Origin of the sequence: Phreatobacter stygius, from assembly GCF_005144885.1 — a bacterium.
Classification (GTDB): Bacteria; Pseudomonadota; Alphaproteobacteria; order Rhizobiales; family Phreatobacteraceae; genus Phreatobacter; species Phreatobacter stygius.
The window spans coordinates 2,008,677-2,028,012 of the sequence record NZ_CP039690.1; the positions used below are offsets into that span (position 1 = coordinate 2,008,677).

At 67.1% G+C, this 19,336-nt stretch carries 16 protein-coding genes; 5 read left to right on the top strand and 11 right to left on the bottom strand.

The features are described 5' to 3' along the window. Window positions 1-33: 33 nt before the first annotated feature. Both E8M01_RS09125 and E8M01_RS09130 read right to left on the bottom strand, forming a co-directional pair. Window positions 34-858, bottom strand: a complete 825-nt coding sequence (locus E8M01_RS09125; protein WP_136959831.1) for a hypothetical protein — start codon at window positions 856-858, stop codon at window positions 34-36. Window positions 859-953: 95 nt separating this feature from the next. Next, window positions 954-1,928: a LysR substrate-binding domain-containing protein gene (locus E8M01_RS09130; protein WP_136959832.1), complete on the bottom strand. Its 975-nt coding sequence runs from the start codon at window positions 1,926-1,928 to the stop codon at window positions 954-956. 177 nt (window positions 1,929-2,105) lie between these two features. On the opposite strand from E8M01_RS09130, the gene E8M01_RS09135 reads away from it, so the two are divergent. Continuing rightward, window positions 2,106-2,591 carry a GlcG/HbpS family heme-binding protein gene (locus tag E8M01_RS09135; protein WP_246088658.1) on the top strand — a complete coding sequence of 162 codons (486 nt, stop codon included), beginning with the start codon at window positions 2,106-2,108 and terminating at the stop codon, window positions 2,589-2,591. Window positions 2,592-2,610: 19 nt separating this feature from the next. On the opposite strand, the gene E8M01_RS09140 is transcribed toward E8M01_RS09135, so the two are convergent. The 3 genes from E8M01_RS09140 to E8M01_RS09150 form a co-directional block, all read right to left on the bottom strand. Continuing rightward, complete coding sequence (locus E8M01_RS09140) at window positions 2,611-3,597, bottom strand: Bug family tripartite tricarboxylate transporter substrate binding protein (protein WP_136959833.1); 987 nt, start codon at window positions 3,595-3,597, stop codon at window positions 2,611-2,613. Window positions 3,598-3,653: 56 nt separating this feature from the next. Next, complete coding sequence (locus tag E8M01_RS09145; RefSeq protein WP_215908918.1) at window positions 3,654-4,829, bottom strand: CaiB/BaiF CoA transferase family protein; 1,176 nt, start codon at window positions 4,827-4,829, stop codon at window positions 3,654-3,656. A 68-nt stretch (window positions 4,830-4,897) separates the two neighbouring features. After that, window positions 4,898-6,643, bottom strand: coding sequence for an acyl-CoA dehydrogenase family protein (locus E8M01_RS09150; RefSeq protein WP_136959835.1), 1,746 nt, complete (start codon window positions 6,641-6,643; stop codon window positions 4,898-4,900). A gap of 117 nt (window positions 6,644-6,760) precedes the next feature. On the opposite strand from E8M01_RS09150, the gene E8M01_RS09155 reads away from it, so the two are divergent. Then, window positions 6,761-7,678: a LysR family transcriptional regulator gene (locus tag E8M01_RS09155; RefSeq protein ID WP_136959836.1), complete on the top strand. Its 918-nt coding sequence runs from the start codon at window positions 6,761-6,763 to the stop codon at window positions 7,676-7,678. 10 nt (window positions 7,679-7,688) lie between these two features. Here E8M01_RS09155 and E8M01_RS09160 read toward each other — a convergent pair whose 3' ends face one another. Both E8M01_RS09160 and E8M01_RS09165 read right to left on the bottom strand, forming a co-directional pair. Continuing rightward, window positions 7,689-8,876: a cupin domain-containing protein gene (locus E8M01_RS09160; protein ID WP_136959837.1), complete on the bottom strand. Its 1,188-nt coding sequence runs from the start codon at window positions 8,874-8,876 to the stop codon at window positions 7,689-7,691. Between the two features lie 32 nt (window positions 8,877-8,908). Further along, window positions 8,909-9,274, bottom strand: coding sequence for a hypothetical protein (locus tag E8M01_RS09165; protein ID WP_136959838.1), 366 nt, complete (start codon window positions 9,272-9,274; stop codon window positions 8,909-8,911). A gap of 645 nt (window positions 9,275-9,919) precedes the next feature. On the opposite strand from E8M01_RS09165, the gene typA reads away from it, so the two are divergent. The 3 genes from typA to E8M01_RS09180 all read left to right on the top strand — a co-directional run bounded on the left by typA (window position 9,920) and on the right by E8M01_RS09180 (window position 13,315). Then, entirely contained in the window at window positions 9,920-11,746 is a 1,827-nt protein-coding gene (typA, locus tag E8M01_RS09170) for a translational GTPase TypA (protein ID WP_136959839.1), read from the top strand. Window positions 11,747-11,892: 146 nt separating this feature from the next. Continuing rightward, entirely contained in the window at window positions 11,893-12,858 is a 966-nt protein-coding gene (locus E8M01_RS09175; protein ID WP_136959840.1) for an IS481 family transposase, read from the top strand. Window positions 12,859-12,913: 55 nt separating this feature from the next. Then, window positions 12,914-13,315 (top strand): c-type cytochrome, encoded by a 402-nt coding sequence (locus E8M01_RS09180; protein WP_136959841.1) that lies wholly within the window; start codon window positions 12,914-12,916, stop codon window positions 13,313-13,315. A gap of 109 nt (window positions 13,316-13,424) precedes the next feature. On the opposite strand, the gene E8M01_RS09185 is transcribed toward E8M01_RS09180, so the two are convergent. The 4 genes from E8M01_RS09185 to E8M01_RS09200 form a co-directional block, all read right to left on the bottom strand. Further along, complete coding sequence (locus E8M01_RS09185) at window positions 13,425-15,350, bottom strand: TRAP transporter permease (protein ID WP_136959842.1); 1,926 nt, start codon at window positions 15,348-15,350, stop codon at window positions 13,425-13,427. A gap of 92 nt (window positions 15,351-15,442) precedes the next feature. After that, window positions 15,443-16,432 carry a TAXI family TRAP transporter solute-binding subunit gene (locus E8M01_RS09190; RefSeq protein ID WP_136959843.1) on the bottom strand — a complete coding sequence of 330 codons (990 nt, stop codon included), beginning with the start codon at window positions 16,430-16,432 and terminating at the stop codon, window positions 15,443-15,445. A gap of 102 nt (window positions 16,433-16,534) precedes the next feature. Beyond that, window positions 16,535-17,785 carry an NAD(P)/FAD-dependent oxidoreductase gene (locus E8M01_RS09195; protein WP_136959844.1) on the bottom strand — a complete coding sequence of 417 codons (1,251 nt, stop codon included), beginning with the start codon at window positions 17,783-17,785 and terminating at the stop codon, window positions 16,535-16,537. Then, window positions 17,782-19,176, bottom strand: coding sequence for a M20 family metallopeptidase (locus tag E8M01_RS09200; RefSeq protein ID WP_136959845.1), 1,395 nt, complete (start codon window positions 19,174-19,176; stop codon window positions 17,782-17,784). The genes E8M01_RS09195 and E8M01_RS09200 overlap by 4 nt, the downstream gene beginning before the upstream one ends. Between the last annotated feature and the right edge of the window lie 160 nt (window positions 19,177-19,336).

Below are 19,336 nucleotides of genomic sequence, written 5' to 3' on the forward strand. Positions count from 1 at the left end.
GCTCGCGTGGCACATGGATCGGACTTGCACGGGTCAGTATCGAAGCAGGACAAACTCGGAATAGGCGTGATCGATGGTGTCGGGGTCCATCGTCCCGCGGGCGAAGGTCGGCCGCATGCCGCGGCTGAACCGTGACGCGGTCAGATGTTCGCCGTGCCGGGCCGGGATTTCCAGCGACACGATGCCGCGCAACAGCAGGAACCGTGAGACGGCACCGATCGCCGTCTTCAGGTCGCTCTTGCTGTCGGCATAGATGACCCGTGCGGCGGGCAGGCCCTTGCGACGGGTCCGCGCGAAAATCAGCGGCCGGAGCCTGCCGTCGAGATCGAGCGCCGCGGTGATGCAGCCCATCGCGGCGTGGTCCTCGAGCATGGTCCAGCTCGCGCCGGAGAGACGATCCCGCGGCAATTGCTCGAGACCGACGAGGCGCGCGCCGGCCTTGTCCCGATGCAGCGCCGAGAACGGCAAGGCGACCAGAAGCACGCCGTCGTTCCACAGGGTCAAGCCGAGGCGCGCGTTCAATCGCTCCACGCTGTCACTGGGGGTCAAGTCGGTATAGATCGTCTCCGGCTCGCTCAGCACCGCCTTCAGCATGCTCGGCGCCAGCCATCGATGCACTTCATCGACATACCAGCTCGACAGATTGACGATCTTGCGTTGCCGGCCATCCGGATCGGCGCGGCGGCTGCGCATGGTCAGGATCACCCCGACATCGGCGCCGCGTACACGCAGGATCTGCCCCACCGGGCCGGCCTGGATCCGGGCGTGATGATCCGCCTGCCGCTTGAGGCCGTCGACCCAGAATGAGGGGTGGCGAGACGGAAAGCCGCGCGCAAGCAAAGCATGCACGCTCTCCATATTTGTCTCGTCAATCGGAACCAGCATGGCGGCAGATCTAGCGCGGAATATCTACTTTTAAAGGCAAACGACGATTCATTCTTAATATCAAGCCGTTAACTTTGCCTGTCTCGCTTGCCCGGCGCGGCGATCGGCCACACCATGGCCGAGGCCGATTTCAATGAGCCGGGTTCGATCGCCGGCGGCAATTCCTTGAGCAGGAATTCGACCAGCGCGCGCACCCCTGGAAGCGCGCCGCGCCGCGACGGCGTCAGCAAGGTCAGCGAGGCCTGGTCGCCCCGCCAGTCCGGCAACAGCCGAACCAGGGCTCCCGACGCCAGCTCCGCCCGGCAGGCATGGGCCGGAATGGCAGCGACCCCGAAGCCGGCCACGGCCATCTTCTGCAGGACCAGCCAGTCATTGCTGTAGAAGACCGGCTGGAACGGCACCAGCACCTCGCGGCCGTCGTCGTGCCGCAACCGCCAGTCCGGTTCGTCGAGCGCCGCATCGCGGGCCAGACCCGCCACGCCACGAAGATCGTCGGGGCCGTCCAGGCGGCCGAGACCCGCAACGAAGCCGGGGCTTGCCACCAGCACCTGCTGCACCCGACAGACGGTGCGCTGGATCAGTCCAGAACTGGCCAGCGGCGGACCGTGCACACGCAGGGCCACGTCGAACCCCTCATTGATCAGATCGGAACCGGCCGTGGCCAGCCGCTGGACCACCCGGACCTTCGGATAGCTGCGCATGAAGCCCGGCAGGATCTCGGCCAGCACGTGCTGCCCGAACACCACCGGGCAGCTCAGCCGCACCAGGCCCGCCGGCTCGGCCAGCCGGCGGTTGACCGCATGCTCCGCCTCTTCAGCCTCGATGCTGACCGCCCGGCAATGCTGATAGAATTCCTGGCCGATCTCGGTCACCACGAAGTGGCGCGAGGTTCGCTGGATCAACCGGACGCCGAGTTGCTGCTCCAGCCTGATGATCCGGCGGCTCAGGTTGGATTTCGGCACGCCCAGTGTCCGGCTGGCCGCCGTGAAGCCTTTGCACTCGACGATCCGCGCGAAAAAATGGAGATCGTTGAGATCGAGCATTGGCTCCTGCACCCTCTGCGCATGCGGGTCATCATCGTCCCGAATATGGGATGATATATCTCATTTTCCCAGAATTGTGCAGTCATTCGTCCCGGATTAGCGTCCATTCAGCGCCAAACCGAGGGTCGGTTTGGACATCCGCAGCGCGACGGCCGCGCTGTCCCGGGAGACCAGACGATGAATACCAAACTGCTGGCATTCGGCATGCTTGCCGCGTCCACTTTCGCCGCCCCCGCCCAGGCGCAGGTGCAGCGCTCGCCTTACGGTCCGCCGATCACCCTGGACCAGGCCAAACGTGTGGTCGCTGCCGCGGAAGCGGAAGCGCGCAAGAACAACTGGACGGTTTCGATCGCCGTGGTCGATTCCGGCTGCAACCTCGTCCTGCTGCACCGGATCGACAATTCCAACCTCGGTGGCATCGCGGTCTCGCAGGACAAGGCCAATTCGGCCTGCCTCTATCGCGCCTCGACACGTGGCGCCGAACAGGCGCTCGCCCAGGGCGGCCTGAACATCCGCTTGCTGGCGCTGCGCGGCATGGTGCCGCTGGAAGCCGGCATCCCGATCGTCGTCAACGGCCAGCAGATCGGTTCGATCGGCGTCTCGGGCGTCCAGTCGAACGAGGACGGCCTGATCGCCCAGGCCGGCGCCGACGCACTCAAATAGCGCGCCGGCCAGTCCGCCGTCAGTCGAGCTGGGCGCCCGATGTCGCCACGACCGTCCGCCATTTGGCGATTTCACGCTGCATGACCTGGGTGAGCCGCTGGGGCGTGACGTCCTTGTCACGGATGATGCCCTGGGTTTCCAGCACCCGCGCCAGCGCCGGATCGGCCATCGACGCCACGAAAGCCCGGTTCAACGCCGTTATGACCGCCGGCGGCGTGTTTTTTGGCGCCACGATGCCGAAGAACACGCTGACGTCGAAACCCGGCAGTCCCTGTTCGGCGAGTGTCGGCACCTGGGGCATGGCGCCGGAGCGCTCCAGCGTCGTCACGCCGATGGCATTGATCGTGCCGGCCTGGATATGTGGTCCGGCGGTCAGCACATCGGTGAAGGTCATCTGGACATGGCCGGCGATCAGGTCGTTCAGCGCCGGGCCGGTGCCGCGATAGGGCACGTGTTTGATCTCGGTACCGGCGACGCCATTGAACAGCACGCCGGCGAGATGCGACGACGCGCCATTGCCGGACGAAGCGAAAAACAGCTGGCCCGGCCGCGCCTTGGCGTAAGCGATGAGCTCGGCGAGGCTGCGCGCCGGCACCTTCGGGTTCACCGCCAGGACATTGGGCAGCGCACCGATCATGATGACCGGCTCGAAACTCGTCAGCGGGTCGTAGCTCAGGTTGCGATAGAGGCTGACATTGATGGCCAGTGGTCCGGACGTGCCGAACAGGATCGTCGTGCCGTCGGGCTCGGCCCGCGCCACCTCGATCGCGCCGAGATTGCCGCCGGCGCCGGCCTTGTTCTCGACCACCACCGCGCGGCCGAGCCGGGCACGCAAGCCTTCGGCCAGATGGCGGGCGAGCGCGTCGGTCGGCCCGCCCGCGGCAAACGGCACGACCAGCCGGACCGGACCATCGGCGGCGGCCAGTGGAGCGGCGAGCCCGACGATCGCAACGACAGGCATGGCGACGACAAGCGCCGCGGCAATGAGACGGGCAAACAACGTCATGGGTCTTCCTCCTCGGCCGGGCTCTTGCCCTTGGCTTTATTGGTTCATCGGTCCTGTCATGCGGCTGGACCCGGCACGGCCCGGCTGGCGACCAGCTGGTCGATTTCGGTTTGTGTGAAGCCGGCTTCGTCGAGGATCGCCAGGCTGTCGGCACCGAAGGCCGGCGGCGTCCGGCGGTAGCTCGCCGGCGTCTCCGACAGCTTCACCGGCGCCCCGACGCCGCGATAGCCATCCTGCGAGACGACCATCTGGCGGTGCTGCGCGTGGGGATGCGCCAGCGCCTCGTCAACGCCGAGCACCGGCCCCGCCGGCACACCGGCCTGGATCAGCCGCGCGGCGAGTTCGGCGCCGTCATGGCCCGCCAGCGCGGCTTCGAGCGCCATGCGCAGGGCATCGCGGTTGGCCACCCGCGCGCCATTGCTCAGGAAACGCCGGTCGGTGGCGATCCCGGCCGCACCGATCGCTGCGCAGAGCCTGGCGAATTGCCGGTCATTGCCGACCGCCAGGAAGATCGGCTGGCCGCCTGTCGCAAACACCGAATAGGGCGCGATATTGGGATGATCATTGCCGGTGCGGCGCGAGGCGCGCCCGGACAGGAAAAAGTTCGCGGCATGCGGATGCAGCAATGACAGGCCGCTGTCGAACAACGCCGCTTCGACGAACTGCCCGCGTCCGGTGCTCTTGCGATGATTGAGCGCCAGAAGGATGCCGATCACCGCATTGAGCCCGGTGACCATGTCGACGACCGGCAGCCCGACCCGCAGCGGCGCGCCATCCGCCTCGCCATTGACCGACATCAGCCCGGCCATCGCCTGGATCACCGCGTCATATCCAGCCAGTCCGCCGAGCGGGCCGTCGGCGCCGAAGCCGCTGACCCGGCAATGGATGAGCCGCGGGAAACGATCCGCCAGCACATCGGCATAACCCAGGCCCCATTTCTCCAGCGTGCCGGTCTTGAAGTTCTCGACCAGCACGTCGGCGTCCTCGAGCAGCCGCAGCAGCACCTCGCGGGCCACCGGCTGGCCGAGATCCAGTGCGAGCCCGCGCTTGTTGCGATTGACGCCAAGGAAATAGGAGGCGGTCTCGTCCTGAAACGGCGGCCCCCAGGCGCGCGTCTCGTCACCGCCGGGTGGCTCGATCTTGATCACCTCGGCACCGTGGTCGCCAAGGATCTGGGTTGCGAACGGCCCGCCGAGTACCCGCGACAGGTCGATCACCTTGACGCCGGCCAATGCGCCCGGCCCGGGCGGCGCGCCGGTGCCGGCCGCGTCCCTGCCCGTGGCCGGCCTGACGCCCGGGCTCACGACGCAGCCCCTGGCGCGAGGCTGAGAGCCAGCGTCGCGTCGATCGGCGCCTGGCTGAGCAGGGCATCGCAGACATCGGCGTCATCGTCATCGGGTGCCAGCGGATCGCGGGCGGACAGGCGATGCCGCAGCACCAGATGGGCCAGTGCCAGGCGGCGCATGTCGGAGCCGATCCTGGCCGCCTCATAGGCGAGCACGATGGCCGAGGCGGCATGATAAAGGCCGCTCGCCATGCGCCGCGTCTCGGCCTCCCGGGCCGGATCGGCCGCCACCTCGGCGGCGAAAGCCGCGGCCCGGTCGAGCGCCCGGCCGAGCGCCCGCTTCGATACCGCCGGGATGCCCGGCGCCTCCAGCAGACGGCCGAGATAGGCCTTGAGCACGCCGAGCGTCTGTTCGCGCCGGATCGAACGGGCGACATCGAGCGCGACGATATTGCTGGTGCCTTCCCAGATCGAGCCGAGATGGGCGTCGCGCAGCACGCGGGCGTCCGACCATTCCTCGATATAGCCGGAGCCGCCACGCACCTCCATGCCGTCGCCGGTGACCTTGCGGGCGTCGCGGCAGGTGCGGAACTTCATCAGGGGCGTGAGGATGCGCAGAAGCTTGGCCGCCTCGGCATCGCCGGCATCGGCGCGCCTCAGGCAATCCGCCGTGTGCAGGGCGAGCGACCGGCCCTGCTCGGCCGAGACCATCAGCTTGACCAGTTGCCGGCGCATCAGCGGCAGCGCGACGAGCTTACCGCCGAAGGCCCGGCGGTGGCGGGCGATGAACAGCGCCTCCTGCGCGGCGCGCAACATCAGGCCGGCCGAGCGCACCGCATTGGAGAGCCTGGACATGTTGATCATGTCGGTCATCTGCTTGAAGCCAGCGCCCGGCTCGCCGACCAGGTAGGCGGTGGCGCCGTCGAGCACGATCTCGCCGCTTGCCATCGACCGTGTGCCGAGCTTGTCCTTCAGGCGGACGATGCGATAGCTGTTGCGCTGCCCATCGGCCAGAACCCGCGGCAGCAGGAACAGCGACAATCCGCGCGTGCCGGCCGCACCGCCTTCCGGACGGGCCAGCACCATGGCCAGATCGGCGTCGGCATTGGAGCAGAACCACTTGTCGCCGGTCAGCCGCCAGGTGCCGTCGCCGGCAGGCCTGGCCGCGGTCGTGATCGCGCCGACGTCGGAACCGGCATCCTGCTCGGTCATGAACATCGCGCCCTGGAACAGCTCCGCGAAATCCTGCGTGATCAGCCGGTCGCGAAAGCGCGCGACGAGCTCGGCCGAGCCGAACTTGGTCAGCGTCCGGGTCAGCGCGTCGGTCATGCTGACCGGGCAGCAGAGCCCGAACTCGGCCTGCACGAACAGCATGGTCAGGCCATATTTGATTACCGGCGGCAATGGCGCGGGCCAGCCGAAGACGCCGCCGCGATGCGACATGGCGGCAAGCCCGAACCCGGAAAAGGCATGGCGCTCGAGGGCGACATAGCTCGGATGCTTGTCGATCGACTGCCAGTCGGCGCCGCTGCGCGTGCGGCTCTTCAGCACCGGCGGATGGCTGTCGGCGGCCAGCGCCAGCTGGTCGAGATCCGCCCGCACCAACTGCCCGAGCCGGATGAAATGCGGCTCGACCGCCGCCACCAGGTCCGGCGCGCCATAGACCCTGAGCAGCCGGGCAAAATCCGGGTCGCTGAGATAGGCGTTGGTGCCGAAACTGTCGGGAATATTGCGATGGATCAGCACGGTCTCGGCGCTCATCGGCAGCTCCTCGTCTGCCATGAGCGTTAACAGCGGGGCTTTACCGGCTCCAATATTGAATTAGCATCCGGCAATAGCGAAAAGACTATCGATGCGGCCACGGGAGGGCCCAGGCCAATGGCTCCGACCTTTCGTCAATTGCGCTATTTCGCCGTGCTGGCGGAGGAGCTGCATTTCGGCCGGGCGGCACGCCGCCTCAACATGTCACAGCCGCCGCTGAGCACCGGCATCCGCCAGCTGGAGGAAGACCTGCAGGTCCGGCTGGTCGAACGCTCCAGCCGGCGGGTCACCTTGACGAGGGCTGGAGAAACCTTCGCGGTGCGGGCCCGCATGCTGCTGGGGCAATTGTCGGAGGCCGAGGCCCTGACGCGCAAGATCGCCGCAAGCCCCGGCGGGGTGGTCCGCGTCGGTCTCGTCCCGTCGATGATCTTTCGCGGCCTGCCCGGCATGCTGCATGCCTTCCGCGAGCGCCACGCCGGCTATACCGTGGAGATCCGCGAGATGAATTCGGCGACCCAGCTCGCGGCGATCTTCGAGAGCAAGATCGATATCGGTTTCGTTCACGGCATGCCGCTGCCGCCTGGCGTCGCCTCGCTGCTGATCATGGACGAGCCCTTCGTCTGCTGCCTGCCGGCATCCCATCCGCTGGCAGCCTTGAAACAGGTGTCGTTGCGCGCCCTGGCGCTCGAGCCGCTGATCATCTTCGCGCGGCCGCTGGCGCCGCATTACCACGACCACATCATCGCCCTGTTCCGCGACGCCGGTGTCGAGCCGCGCATCATGCACGAGGTCAGCCACTGGCTGACCGTGGTCGCGCTGGTTGCCCATGAGCTCGGTATTGCCTTGGTGCCGCGCTCGCTCAGCCATGCCGGTATCGCGCGCACGGTCTTTCTGCCGCTCGAGGAGGCGGCCGGCCTGCACGAGGCCCGCGCCATCTGGTCGTCGGAAGAGCAGCATGACGGCCGCGACCGGTTGATCGCCTGCGTGCGCGAGGTGCTGGACCGCACCGCGCCGGGGACCATTGGTCCGGCTTGAGCGCGGCGCGTTACGTCTGCGGCGTGTCGCGGACCAGGATGCCGAGCGCCACCAGCCGGCGGCAGAAGGCAAGCGCGGCTTCGCCGCCGAGCGACCGGGGCGTCGCGCCGTCTTCCAGCGCGGCAAGCCAGTCGAGTTCGGCGCCGCTCAGCTTCTCCGGCTCGCCCGCCCAGCGCAGCTCGGCACCTTCGCCGACCGGCACGACATAGTGGTGCACCGAGTCCGCCAGGATCAGCCGGTCGTCGGCATCCGGCGCCGGCGCCAGCAGCCCGCGGCCGGACATCGGCATGCGGTCGGCGGCCAATTGCTGCAGGAACTGCATCGATGCGAGGTCGAGCCCGGCTTCGGTGGCGACCAGGGCCAGCCGTTCGGCGGCCGCCGCCGGCAGTTTCCCGCGCGCCGCCTCGTCATTCAGCCGCCAGGTGCGGAACGACTGGCGCAAGGCCGGCTCACGCGCCTCCATCTGGTCGAGCGCCGCGCGCAGGGCGTCCGCCCAGCTCGGCTCGAGCAATCCGATCGTCGCATGCAGCGAGGGTTCGCCGCCGCCCTGGACCGAGGCGTCGTGCAGCACGCCGCGCGGCACGAACAGCACGTCGCCGGCGCGCAGCACCACCTCGCGCCCGCCGTCCGGGTCGTGGTCGCGCGGCGCCGTATCCCATGGCGTCTTGCGGGTCGCGTGCGGCACCGCCGCTTCGCCCCAGACGCGCCAGCGCTTTTCGCCCGCGACCTGCAGCACCAATACGTCATGGGTATCGAAATGGGTGCGGAAGCCCTGCGCGCCCGGCGGGGTCAGGTAGATATTGGCCTGGACCGCATGCAGGAAGACCCGTTCCAATCCGCGGCAGAAGCGCGCCAGGGGCGGGTGGAACTCGTGGAACTGCGACACGACAAGCGTCGCGCCGCCGTCGAACAGCGGGAACAGCCGGGACGGGTCGATCTTGCCGTCGGAGAAGGTGAAGAGCTCATCGGGAACGCCGGCGCTGCCGCTGCGCCCGCTGTCGGCCATGCTGACACGCGGGATCTGCGCCGCCTCGGTCTTCAGGAAGGCATCGAGATCGGCGATCGACAGCAGCCTGTCGAAGCGGCGGCGATCGGTCGCCGCGAAATGCCGCATGGTCGCGGCCTCGCGCAGCTTCAGACCGTCCTCGATGGACAGGTCACCGAAGGCAAGCGCGAAGGCTTCCGCGGCCAGCGTCATGTCGATCCTCTGATGCGGCTGAGCTAACCGGCTTACCAGCCGCGACCACCGCCGCGCGGATCGCGCGGGTCGTTGTCGGTGACGCGGGCCCGACGGCGATAGGTCCGGACGCGTCCGCGGCCCTCGGCATCATAGGGGTCGTTGTCGGTGCCGCGCCGGCGGATATAGCGGCCACGCCCGCGGCCCTCGGCGTCATAAGGATCGCTGTCGGTGACGCGCAACCGCTGGGCCTCGGCGGTGGTTGGAGCCGCCACCGTTCCGACCGCCGCGAGCGCCGCGGCGCCGAGCGCCGTCTTGAACATGAACAACCGACGGCTCAGCGCCTTGTCCGACGGCGCTGCCGTTTCCGGCGTCACGGCATCCCCAGGCATCGCCTTGTCGTTGCTGGCATCGGTCATGGTGCACTCCCACATCACGTCCGATCAGGCGGCGAACGTGAAATTAGAACCAATCGAATCTTGCCACAGCTTGACGCCTCGGCCAACCGAAAAATTGACCTTGCGTCAAGGCACGACCTGACGTTGCACGTCAGGTCAACGGTTTGGACTGATTGAGGAAAATGCGGGCAAGGCCGCGGCCGAAGTGCCGGTTATCGTGTGTCCGGCGCGGCGTTGGATTGGAGGGGAGGAGACCACGTTCAAGGGGTCGCAGATTGCGGTCCCCTCCCGTCCGAGCCAGTGAGCCGGCGACGCAATACCAGATGCCGGTTCAGCTTTGTTTGTGCAGGACCGGTGCCAAAGCGATCGACGAGCGGGCCAATCAACATGATGTGGCCGTCCGGGCAACCTGCCGCTAAATGTCGGCTCGGTGTCGCCGAGCCCTCAACATCTCTCGCGGAATGCGCTTGCAAAATGCGAGACCCCTCGCAGAATGGGAGGATCGGTGGCCGGTATCGGGCCGGTTAAGTACCGGTTTGGAGGTCGGCTCTGCGCTCTTGCCGTTGCGCCGGGCGCGGGCCTCCTATATGTGCACCGCAGCAAGGCATGCGGGCCCACGGTTCACGGGGGCCCGCTTTTTCGCTTTCCGCGACGGACGTCCGCACCATGAACATGCGCAATATCGCCATCATCGCCCACGTCGACCATGGCAAGACCACGCTGGTCGACAAGTTGCTCCAGCAATCGGGCTCGTTCCGCGAGAACCAGCGTGTGGCTGAGCGCGTGATGGATTCGAACGACCTGGAGAAGGAACGCGGCATCACCATCCTGGCCAAGGCGACCTCGGTCGTCTGGAAGGATACCCGCATCAATATCGTCGACACCCCCGGCCACGCCGATTTCGGCGGCGAGGTCGAGCGCATCCTGTCGATGGTCGACGGTGCGATCGTGCTGGTCGACGCCGCCGAGGGCCCGATGCCGCAGACCAAGTTCGTGGTCGGCAAGGCGCTGAAGATCGGCCTCCGGCCGATCGTCGCGATCAACAAGATCGACCGGCCCGACGCCCGCCACGTCGAGGTCGTCAACGAGGTGTTCGACCTGTTCGCGGCGCTCGACGCCACCGACGACCAGCTCGACTTTCCGATCCTCTACGGCTCCGGCCGCGAAGGCTGGATGGCCACCAAGCCCGAAGGCCCGATCGACCAGGGCCTGGCGCCGCTGTTCGACCTGGTGCTCGCCCATGTGCCGCCGGCCAAGGTCGAGCCCGGCGGCTTCCGCATGCTCGGAACGCTCCTGGAAGCCAATCCCTTCCTCGGCCGCATGATCACCGGCCGGATCTCATCCGGCTCGGTCAAGCCGAACCAGCCGATCAAGGTTCTGGCACGCGACGGCTCGCTGGTCGAAACCGGCCGCGTCTCGAAAATCCTCGCCTTCCGCGGCATCGAGCGCCAGCCGATCGACGAAGGTGTCGCCGGCGACATCGTCGCGATTGCCGGCCTGTCCAAGGGGTCGGTGGCCGACACCTTCTGCGCGATGGAGGTCGACACCCCGATCCAGGCCCAGCCGATCGATCCGCCGACCGTCACCATGAGCTTCATCGTCAACGACTCGCCGCTCGCCGGCACCGAGGGCGACAAGGTGACCAGCCGGATGATCCGCGACCGTCTGCTCAAGGAGGCCGAGGGCAATGTCACGCTGAAGATCGAGGAGAGCCCGGACAAGGACTCCTTCTTCGTCTCCGGCCGTGGCGAATTGCAGCTCGCCATCCTGATCGAGACCATGCGTCGCGAAGGCTTCGAGATCGCCGTGTCGCGGCCGCGCGTCGTCCTGCAGAAGGGCGAGAACGGCGAGACCCTGGAGCCGATCGAGGAAGTGCTGATCGACGTCGACGAGGAACATTCCGGCGTCGTCGTGCAGAAGATGAGCGAGCGCAAGGCCGAGATGATCGAGATGCGGCCTTCGGGCGGCAATCGCCTGAGGCTGGTGTTCCACGCCCCGACCCGCGGCCTGATCGGCTATCAGGGCGAGTTGATGACCGATACGCGCGGCACGGCGATCATGAACCGCCTGTTCCACGCCTATGAGCCCTATCGCGGCGAGATCGCGGGCCGCATCAACGGCGTGCTGATCTCCAACGACATTGGCGAGGCCGTCGCTTATGCCATGTGGAACCTGGAAGATCGCGGCCCGATGGTCATCGATCCCGGCATCCGCGTCTATCGCGGCATGATCATCGGCATCCACAATCGCGACAACGACCTCGAAGTGAACGTGCTGAAGGGCAAGAAGCTCACCAATATCCGCACCACCTCGAAGGATGAGGCGGTGCGCCTGACCCCGCCGATCCGCATGACCCTGGAGAAGGCGCTGGCCTGGATCCAGGACGACGAACTGGTCGAGGTGACGCCGAAATCCATCCGGCTGCGCAAGACCCATCTCGACCCCAACGACCGCAAGCGCTTCGAGCGGTCGTCCAAGGAAGCGGTCGGCTGAAGCTGGCCCGCGTTTCTCGGCGCGCCCGCGCGCCGGGAATGGCGGCTGCGCCGAGTTGTGAATTGTGGTCGGTCGCATCGGTTCACTAGATGTTTGATCCCGGGCTTTGATGGTGCAATCTCGATGCAGGAATCGAGGGACGCGCTATGGGCCAGGTTCTCCACGGGAGCGCCACGACGACTGAGGCGGTCCGTCGAGCGATACAACATAGTCAAGAGAGCCTGAGGGCTCTGTCTAAGCGCTACGGGATTAACCAGAAGACGGTCGCGAAGTGGAAGAAGCGGACCTCGGTGACCGATGTGCCGACCGGGCCGAAGAACCCGACTTCGACAGTGCTGACGATTGAGGAAGAGGCCGTGATCGTCGCCTTCCGGAAGCATACTTTGCTGCCGCTCGACGACTGCCTCTATGCGCTACAGCCGACGATCCCGACGCTGACGCGGTCATCCCTGCACCGCTGCCTGCAGCGTCACGGGATCAGCCGCCTGCCCGAGGTCGAAGGCGAGAAGCCGGCGAAGACGAAGTTCAAATCCTATCCGATCGGCTTCTTCCACATCGATATCGCCGAGGTGCAGACCGCTGAGGGCAAGCTGTACCTCTATGTCGCCATCGATCGCACGAGCAAATTCGCCGTCGTACAGATCGTCAGGAAGACGGGGCGGACCTCCGCGTCAGCCTTCCTCTCGGCCTTGATCGAGGCCGTCCCCTACAAGATCCATACCGTTCTCACCGACAACGGCATCCAGTTCACCTTCCCGCCACGGTATGCCGATGGTCCGACGGCGCGCTACGTGACGCACATGTTCGGCATGCGCTGCCAGGAGAACGGCATCGAGCACCGCCTCACCAAGGTGAAGCACCCTTGGACTAACGGCCAGGTCGAGCGCATGAACCGCACCATCAAAGAAGCCACCGTCAAGCGTTACCACTACGACAGCCACCGGCAGTTCGAAGCGCATCTCGCCGACTTCGTCAGCGCCTACAATTTCGGGCGGAGGCTGAAGACCCTCAAGGGCCTCACACCCTACGAATTCATCTGCAAACTCTGGACAACAGAGCCTCAACGATTCAGGCTCGATCCACTCCATCAAATGCCGGGACTAAACAACTAGAATGGGTATAGAGTGGCTGGCGCCCATCGCCGGACATGCTCATCAGAGGAACGCCATGCGCAACCTGCTCGCCATTGCAGCCTTTTCCGCTTTCATTGCCGCGCCGCAGCTCGCCTCCGCCCAGGATGCCGCCGCGGGCCAGCGCGTCTTCGCCCAGTGCAGGGCATGCCACCAGGTCGGCGAGACCGCCCGCAATGGCGTCGGGCCGCAGTTGAACGGCCTGTTCGGGCGGACCGCCGGCACGGTCGCCGGCTTCAACTATTCCGATGCCTATAAGCGGCCGGACGTCGCCTCGAAGGTCTGGAGCGAAGAGAATTTCGGCGTCTATATCCGCGATCCGCGCGGCGTCACGCCGGGCACCCGCATGGTCTTCGCCGGGTTGCGCAACGATCAACAGGTCGCCGACCTGACCGCCTATCTCAAGACCTTCGGCCCGGACGGCAAGCCGCGCCCCTGACGTCGGGCACCGGTCGACGGTTCACGGGGCGGCCCGACGGCCGCCCTTGGCTTTTCCGCGCTGGTTACCCTCGCCGCCATGGGATGAGCCACGCCGCCATCGGCGATGATCACTGGATCGCGACGTCCAGCACCGGAGCCTCGCGCTCACGTCGCGCCGCCGCCTTCTGAAGCCGGAACAGCGCGACGGCGATCGCGGTCGCCGCCGCGACGCGGCCCCAGACCGGCAGGGCATCGGCAAGCGCCAGAAAGATCCCCAAGGGGATCAGCGGCAGGCGGACCCACAAGGGCAGCGGCGCCCGGAAGAAACCGAAGAAGCCGGCGGCGACCAGTGACAGTGAAATGGCGTTGGCGAGGAACTCGCCAATGATCTCCGACCAGGTGTCCTGCAGCAGCAGGGCTCCGGAGTGCAGGTAGGAGAAGCCGACGACGAAGCCCGCGATCGACAGCCGGAAGGCCACGACGCCAGCCGCCATCGGGCTGCAACGGGCGATCGAGGCGGCCGCGTAGGACGCCACCGACACCGGCGGCGTCGCGTCCGCCAGGATCGAGAAATAGAACACGAACATATGGGCCGACAGCTCGGGAACACCGAATTTCTGCAGGATCGGCGCACCGATGGCGGCGCCGATAATATAGGCGGCGGTGGTCGGCACGCCCATGCCGAGAATCAGCACGGTGATCGCGATGAGGATGCCGGCAAGGTAGAGATTGCTGCCGGCAAGGCTCGTCACCACGGTCGAGAACGAGATGACCATGCCGGTCACGGTCAGGCAGGCGACGAACATGCCGGCGCCGGCGCAGGCCAGCGCGACGACCACCATGTTGCGGCCGCCGGTCGCCAGCATGCGCAGGACATCGGCGGGATAGAGCCGCGTATGGCCGCGCAGCCAGGACGACGGCACCATGGCGACGATACCCCAGAAGGCCGAAAAGGCCGGCGAGTAGCCGAGCGCCATGGCACCGATCATCACAAAAACCGGGACCAGCAGATGGACGTCCTTGAGCACCTCGGTCCATTGCGGGATGTCCTCGGGATCGCAGCCCACCAGACGCAGCCGCTTCGCCTCGAAATGCACGCTGACCAGGATCATGAAGAAATAGAGCAGCGAACCCGCGATCGCGGCGAGCGCGATGGTCTGGTAGGCAATGCTGGTGATCTCGGCCATGACGAAGGCGCCGGCGCCCATGACCGGCGGCATGATCTGCCCGCCGACCGAGGATGACGCCTCCACTCCAGCGGCGAAATGGCGGCGGTAGCCGAGCTTGATCATCGCCGGAATGGTGAAGGAGCCGGTGGCGAAGACATTGGCGACCGACGACCCGGATATCGTGCCGAACAGCGCAGACGACACCACCTCGACTTTGGCCGGCCCACCCGACTGCCGCCCCGCGACCTTCATGCCGAGATTGTGGAACAGCCGGCCGACGCCGGAGCCTTCGATGAAGGCGCCGAAGATGATGAACACGGCCACCATGGTGGCCGAAATGCCGGTGATCGAGCCGTAGATGCCGAGTCCGTTGAACAGATACATCGTCTCGACGATCTGGCTCGCCGGAATATCCCGGAAATAGAGGATTCCCGGCATATGCTCGGTGACGAAGAGATAACCGATGCCAAGCGCGACCAGGCCGGCGAGCACCGGCGTCACCGCCCGTCGCAAGGCCTCGAGGACCAGCACGATGGCGATCGCGCCGAGCCCCAGTTCGACCGGAAAGACCGGATCGACCGTCTCGAAGCGCAGGTTGATCACCGAGGCGCAGAACGGCCCGCCATTGGCGCATTGATAAGAATAGAGGTTCGGCAGGATGGCCAGGAAAGACAGGCCCCAGTCGATCGCGCTTGGCCTGTCCTTGGGCGACGACCCGGTGGCGGGATAGAGGATGAAAGCGAGCGGCAGCAGCAGCAGCAGATGGATCGACCGCTGCTCGCGCGGCTCGAAAATGCCGAGCCCGCCGGTCCACAGATGATAGATCGAGGCGGCCACCGCGACGCTCGCCGCCAGCCAGAAGGTCCAACCCTTGAGGTCGCGCATGATGCATCCAAAGGGCTGACCGGTGAGGCGCCTGGCCGCATCCGGCGGGAAGGACTGAGGCCCGGGTCTTGTGGCGCCGGGCCTCGTTCAACTCAGTTCTGGGCGATGCCCCGCTCGCGATAATAGCGCAAGGCGCCGGGATGAACCGGCACCGGCCGGCTCAACACCGCGGTCTCGCAGCGATAGTCCTTGAGCGAACCGTGGATCCGCGGCAGGTCCGCGACATTTTCGCAGATCGCCTTGGTGATGCGATAGACGACATCCTCGGCCACATCGCTCGACGTCACCAATGTCGTCGCCATGACCAGGGTGCGGACGTCCCGCGTCCCGTGGAAACGCGGATAGGTGCCGCCCGGAATAACGCCAGAACCCATGCCGTAGCGCTGTTTGAAGCCGTCGAGCACGTCCTGCGGGATGTCGAGGAGCTCGCCGTCGCGCCCGGTCGCCATGTCGATGACGGCCGAACCCGGCAATCCCAGCGCAAAAAAGGCGTAGTCGATCTGGTTGTCGCGATAGGCGGCGGCGACATCGGCATAGGCCGCCAGCGTGAACCGCCAGCCTCGCGCCCTGAGGCTGTCATAGGTGTGGCCATAATGGGCCAGCAGCCAGCGCAGGGCGATCTCGTCGGTCGCGCCATTGTTGGCCCCGCCGAAGCGGATGTTGCGGCCCTCGCGGAACAGCGTCGCCATGTCCATGGTCTGGCCCGACGCCCGGATGAAATGATAGGGCGTGTCGCCGAAGGACTGGCCGATCATCCGGAGCTTGTCGGCCGCCGGGCGCCCCTGATAGGTGCCCGTCGCACCAGCCGCCATGGCCGCGAAGATGTCGATCGACAAGGCGAGCTGGGCCTGCCCCTGCTGCACCGCCACCGGGTTCGCCGCGCCGCCGCCCGGCACCGCCTTGACGGTCAGGCCCGGAACCTTGTCCTCGAGCAGCTTCGCCGCACCCGAGACAATCGTGTACCAGCCGCCGCCAATCGATCCGCCGCGCCATTCGATGGTCTGGGCCGAGGCTTGCGCAACCATGGCTCCGGTCGCAACCACGGCGGCGAGCGCGAAGCCCGCGATGATCCGCTTCAACATCGTGCCCCACCTTCCGAAACGCAGGTCGTTCGCCCGCTTTGTCGAGGCAGTGTATCCGGCCGGCGAGTGCTGGCAACGGCGTTCTGCCGCCGCCCGGTCGGGTCAGAACCGTTCCGCGGCGAACGGCGCGAGCGGCACCGAGGGCACTTGGCCAGTGATCAGTTCGGCCACCAGCTTGCCGGTGACCGGTCCGGTCGACAGGCCGATATGACCATGGCCGAAGGCAAAGACGACATGGCCGTGGCGCGGCGCCCGGCCGATCACCGGCAGCCCGTCCGGGGTCGATGGCCGCGCTCCACCCCAGGGCATCGGCTCGACCGGCTCGCCGATCGACAGGGTAGCCCGCGCCTCGGGCTCGACCTCCCTCAGCTGGGCCGGATTGAGCGGGGCATCGCGCCTGGCGAGTTCGACGCCGGAGAGCAGCCGCAAGCCGATGTTCATCGGCGCGACGACATAAGCCCCGCCCGTGTCGTAGATCGGCCGTGACAGCTTGTGCTCGCCGGCATCGGCGAAATGACGGTGATAGCCGCGCTCGGCGGCCAGCGGCAGGCGATAGCCCATGGTCCTGGTCAGGCTCTCGGCCGCGGCGCCTGCCGCCAGCACCACGGTTCGCGCGCGCACATCGCCGCCGCCCTCGAGCCGGACCAGGGCGCCCTCGCCGTCCTCGGTGATGACCGCGGCCTTGGCTTGCCGGAACTGGCCGCCGCGCGCCCGGACCGCCTCGGCATAGGTCAGCACCAGTCCGCCGGGATCGCGCACCGAGCCGGTGGTCTTGTGCCACAGCCCCTTGGCGAAACGACGCTTGAGCGCCGGTTCGAACTGAATGAGTTCGGGTCCGTCGATGACCTCGGCCTCGACCTTGTGCTGGGCGAGGATCTCCCGCTCGAGCGCCGACCCGGCAAAGGCCTGATCGCTGCGATAGAGCTTCAGCCAGCCGCGCCGCTCGATCAGTGAGCGGGCGCCGATCTCGCCGGCGATCCGCCAATGCTCGTCGTAAGACGCCGCGCAGAGCGGATCGAGCGCTGCCGCGGCAGCGCGCCAGGACGCCTCGTTGCAGCGTCTGACGAAGCCGAGGAGCCAGGGCGCGACCGCGGCAAGCGACCGGTAGTCGATGCGGATCGCCGGATCGCGGTTGAGCGCATAGCGCGGCAGTTTGCCGAGCACGCCAGGCCCCGCCACCGGAAACAGCGAGCCGCGCGAAATGACCCCGGCATTGCCATAGCTGGCGGCCTCGCGGATCACGCCAGGATCGACCACAACGACCGTCAGTCCCCGCTCCAGGCAAGCCAGAGCGGTCGCCATGCCGACCATGCCGCCGCCGACGACAGCGACATCGACCGGGAGCTGGCTCACCTGGCGACCTTGGGATGGGTGCCCTCGCCAAGGTCCCAATAGAGCCCCGCCATGAGGCTGATCGCCTCGCGCACCAGCGCCGAGGGCACGTGCTCGTTCGGCGCATGCTGCGAACAGCCCGGATAGGAATGCGGGACCCAGATGGTCGGCATGCCCAGGATCTCGGCGAAGACATCGTTGGGCAGCGAGCCGCCGGCATTGGGAATGACCGCCGGCTTCTTGCCGGTCGTCTGGGCGATCGAGGCTGCCACCCATTGCACCCAGGGGTGGTCGGGATCGGTGCGCGTCGCCTTGAACGCGGCATCGCGGCCGCTCGTCACCTCGACATCCGGAAAACCGTGGCGCACGAGATGACGCTTGATCGCCGGTATGAAGCCATCCGGATTCGAGCCCACCACGGTGCGGATCTGGCAGGCGGCCTTGGCGGCCGGCGGCACGGCGTTCTGCGGATTGGCGATATCGCCGGCGCCGAAGGCCAGCACCTCGAAGGTGTTCCAGCCATAGACCTTCTCGGCCGGCGTGAAGCCCGCCTCGCCCCACCAGGGTTCGATCTGCGGTCCGCCGGGAATGCTTGCCGGCTCGATGTCGGCGAGCGCCCGCTTGACCGATGCCGGCAACTCGTCCGGCAGCAGCTCGTGCACCAGCACCTGGCCGGTCGGCCCGATAATGGTCGAGATCGCATGGGCCAGGCGCACCGCCGGGTTCGACAGGAGCCCGCCCCAATTGCCGGAATGGTGGCCGCCCTCACGCGCATTGATGGTCAGGTCGATGCGATAGCCGCCGCGCGCGCCGAGGCAGAGCGTCGGCCGCTCCGCGGTCATGCGCGGCCCGTCCGAGCCGATCAGCAGGTCGGCCCTGAACAGGTCGCGGTGCTCGCGGGCGAGATCGTGCAGGCCGGCCGAGCCGACCTCTTCGCCCATCTCGATGAGATAGCGCACGTTGAAGCCGAGCTTGCCGCGGGTTTCCAGGACGCAGCGCAGCGCCTCGATATTGATCGTGTGCTGGCCCTTGTTGTCGACCACGCCGCGGCCGTACCAGCGCGTGCCGGTATCATCCAGCGTCCAGGGATCGCGACCCTCCTGCCACTGGCCCTCGAGGCCACGGATGACATCGCCATGGCCATAGCCGAGAACCGTGACCAGCGCCGGATCCTCGATCCGCTCGGCCAGCAGGAACGGCCCCTTGGCCTTGGGGTGGGTGAGGATCTTGCAGGTGAAGCCGAGCGCCTCGAGCGAGGGCTGCATCTCGTCGGTCAGGTAGCGCGCCAGATCGGCGGCGCGATCAGGGTTTTGGCTTTCGGTTGGAATGGCGATGCGGCGGGCGAAGATGGCCTTGAGGCGGCCATCGTCGAAGGTCTTTTCAGCGGCGGTTACGGCAGCAGCGCGGGTCATCGGAAACTCGATTCGGGACAGCGGGACGAGCGGATTGCACGGGTGGGCCACGCTAGCGCAGCCACGGCCCGCCGCCCAGGACGCCGGACGCATTCGAGACCGTCGGTTGCAGGGAACCTTCGGCTTGGCTTGGCGTTGATTTGCGACCGAAGGGAGAACG

Coding starts and splice junctions, on each gene's coding strand:
- E8M01_RS09165 (WP_136959838.1), bottom strand. CDS start 9,274: ATGACCGATGCCAGCAACGACAAGGCGATGCCTGGGGATGCCGTGACG.
- E8M01_RS09175 (WP_136959840.1), top strand. CDS start 11,893: ATGGGCCAGGTTCTCCACGGGAGCGCCACGACGACTGAGGCGGTCCGT.
- E8M01_RS09130 (WP_136959832.1), bottom strand. CDS start 1,928: ATGCTCGATCTCAACGATCTCCATTTTTTCGCGCGGATCGTCGAGTGC.
- E8M01_RS09135 (WP_246088658.1), top strand. CDS start 2,106: ATGAATACCAAACTGCTGGCATTCGGCATGCTTGCCGCGTCCACTTTC.
- E8M01_RS09155 (WP_136959836.1), top strand. CDS start 6,761: ATGGCTCCGACCTTTCGTCAATTGCGCTATTTCGCCGTGCTGGCGGAG.
- E8M01_RS09125 (WP_136959831.1), bottom strand. CDS start 858: ATGGAGAGCGTGCATGCTTTGCTTGCGCGCGGCTTTCCGTCTCGCCAC.
- E8M01_RS09140 (WP_136959833.1), bottom strand. CDS start 3,597: ATGACGTTGTTTGCCCGTCTCATTGCCGCGGCGCTTGTCGTCGCCATG.
- E8M01_RS09160 (WP_136959837.1), bottom strand. CDS start 8,876: ATGACGCTGGCCGCGGAAGCCTTCGCGCTTGCCTTCGGTGACCTGTCC.
- typA (WP_136959839.1), top strand. CDS start 9,920: ATGAACATGCGCAATATCGCCATCATCGCCCACGTCGACCATGGCAAG.
- E8M01_RS09150 (WP_136959835.1), bottom strand. CDS start 6,643: ATGAGCGCCGAGACCGTGCTGATCCATCGCAATATTCCCGACAGTTTC.
- E8M01_RS09185 (WP_136959842.1), bottom strand. CDS start 15,350: ATGCGCGACCTCAAGGGTTGGACCTTCTGGCTGGCGGCGAGCGTCGCG.
- E8M01_RS09190 (WP_136959843.1), bottom strand. CDS start 16,432: ATGTTGAAGCGGATCATCGCGGGCTTCGCGCTCGCCGCCGTGGTTGCG.
- E8M01_RS09200 (WP_136959845.1), bottom strand. CDS start 19,176: ATGACCCGCGCTGCTGCCGTAACCGCCGCTGAAAAGACCTTCGACGAT.
- E8M01_RS09180 (WP_136959841.1), top strand. CDS start 12,914: ATGCGCAACCTGCTCGCCATTGCAGCCTTTTCCGCTTTCATTGCCGCG.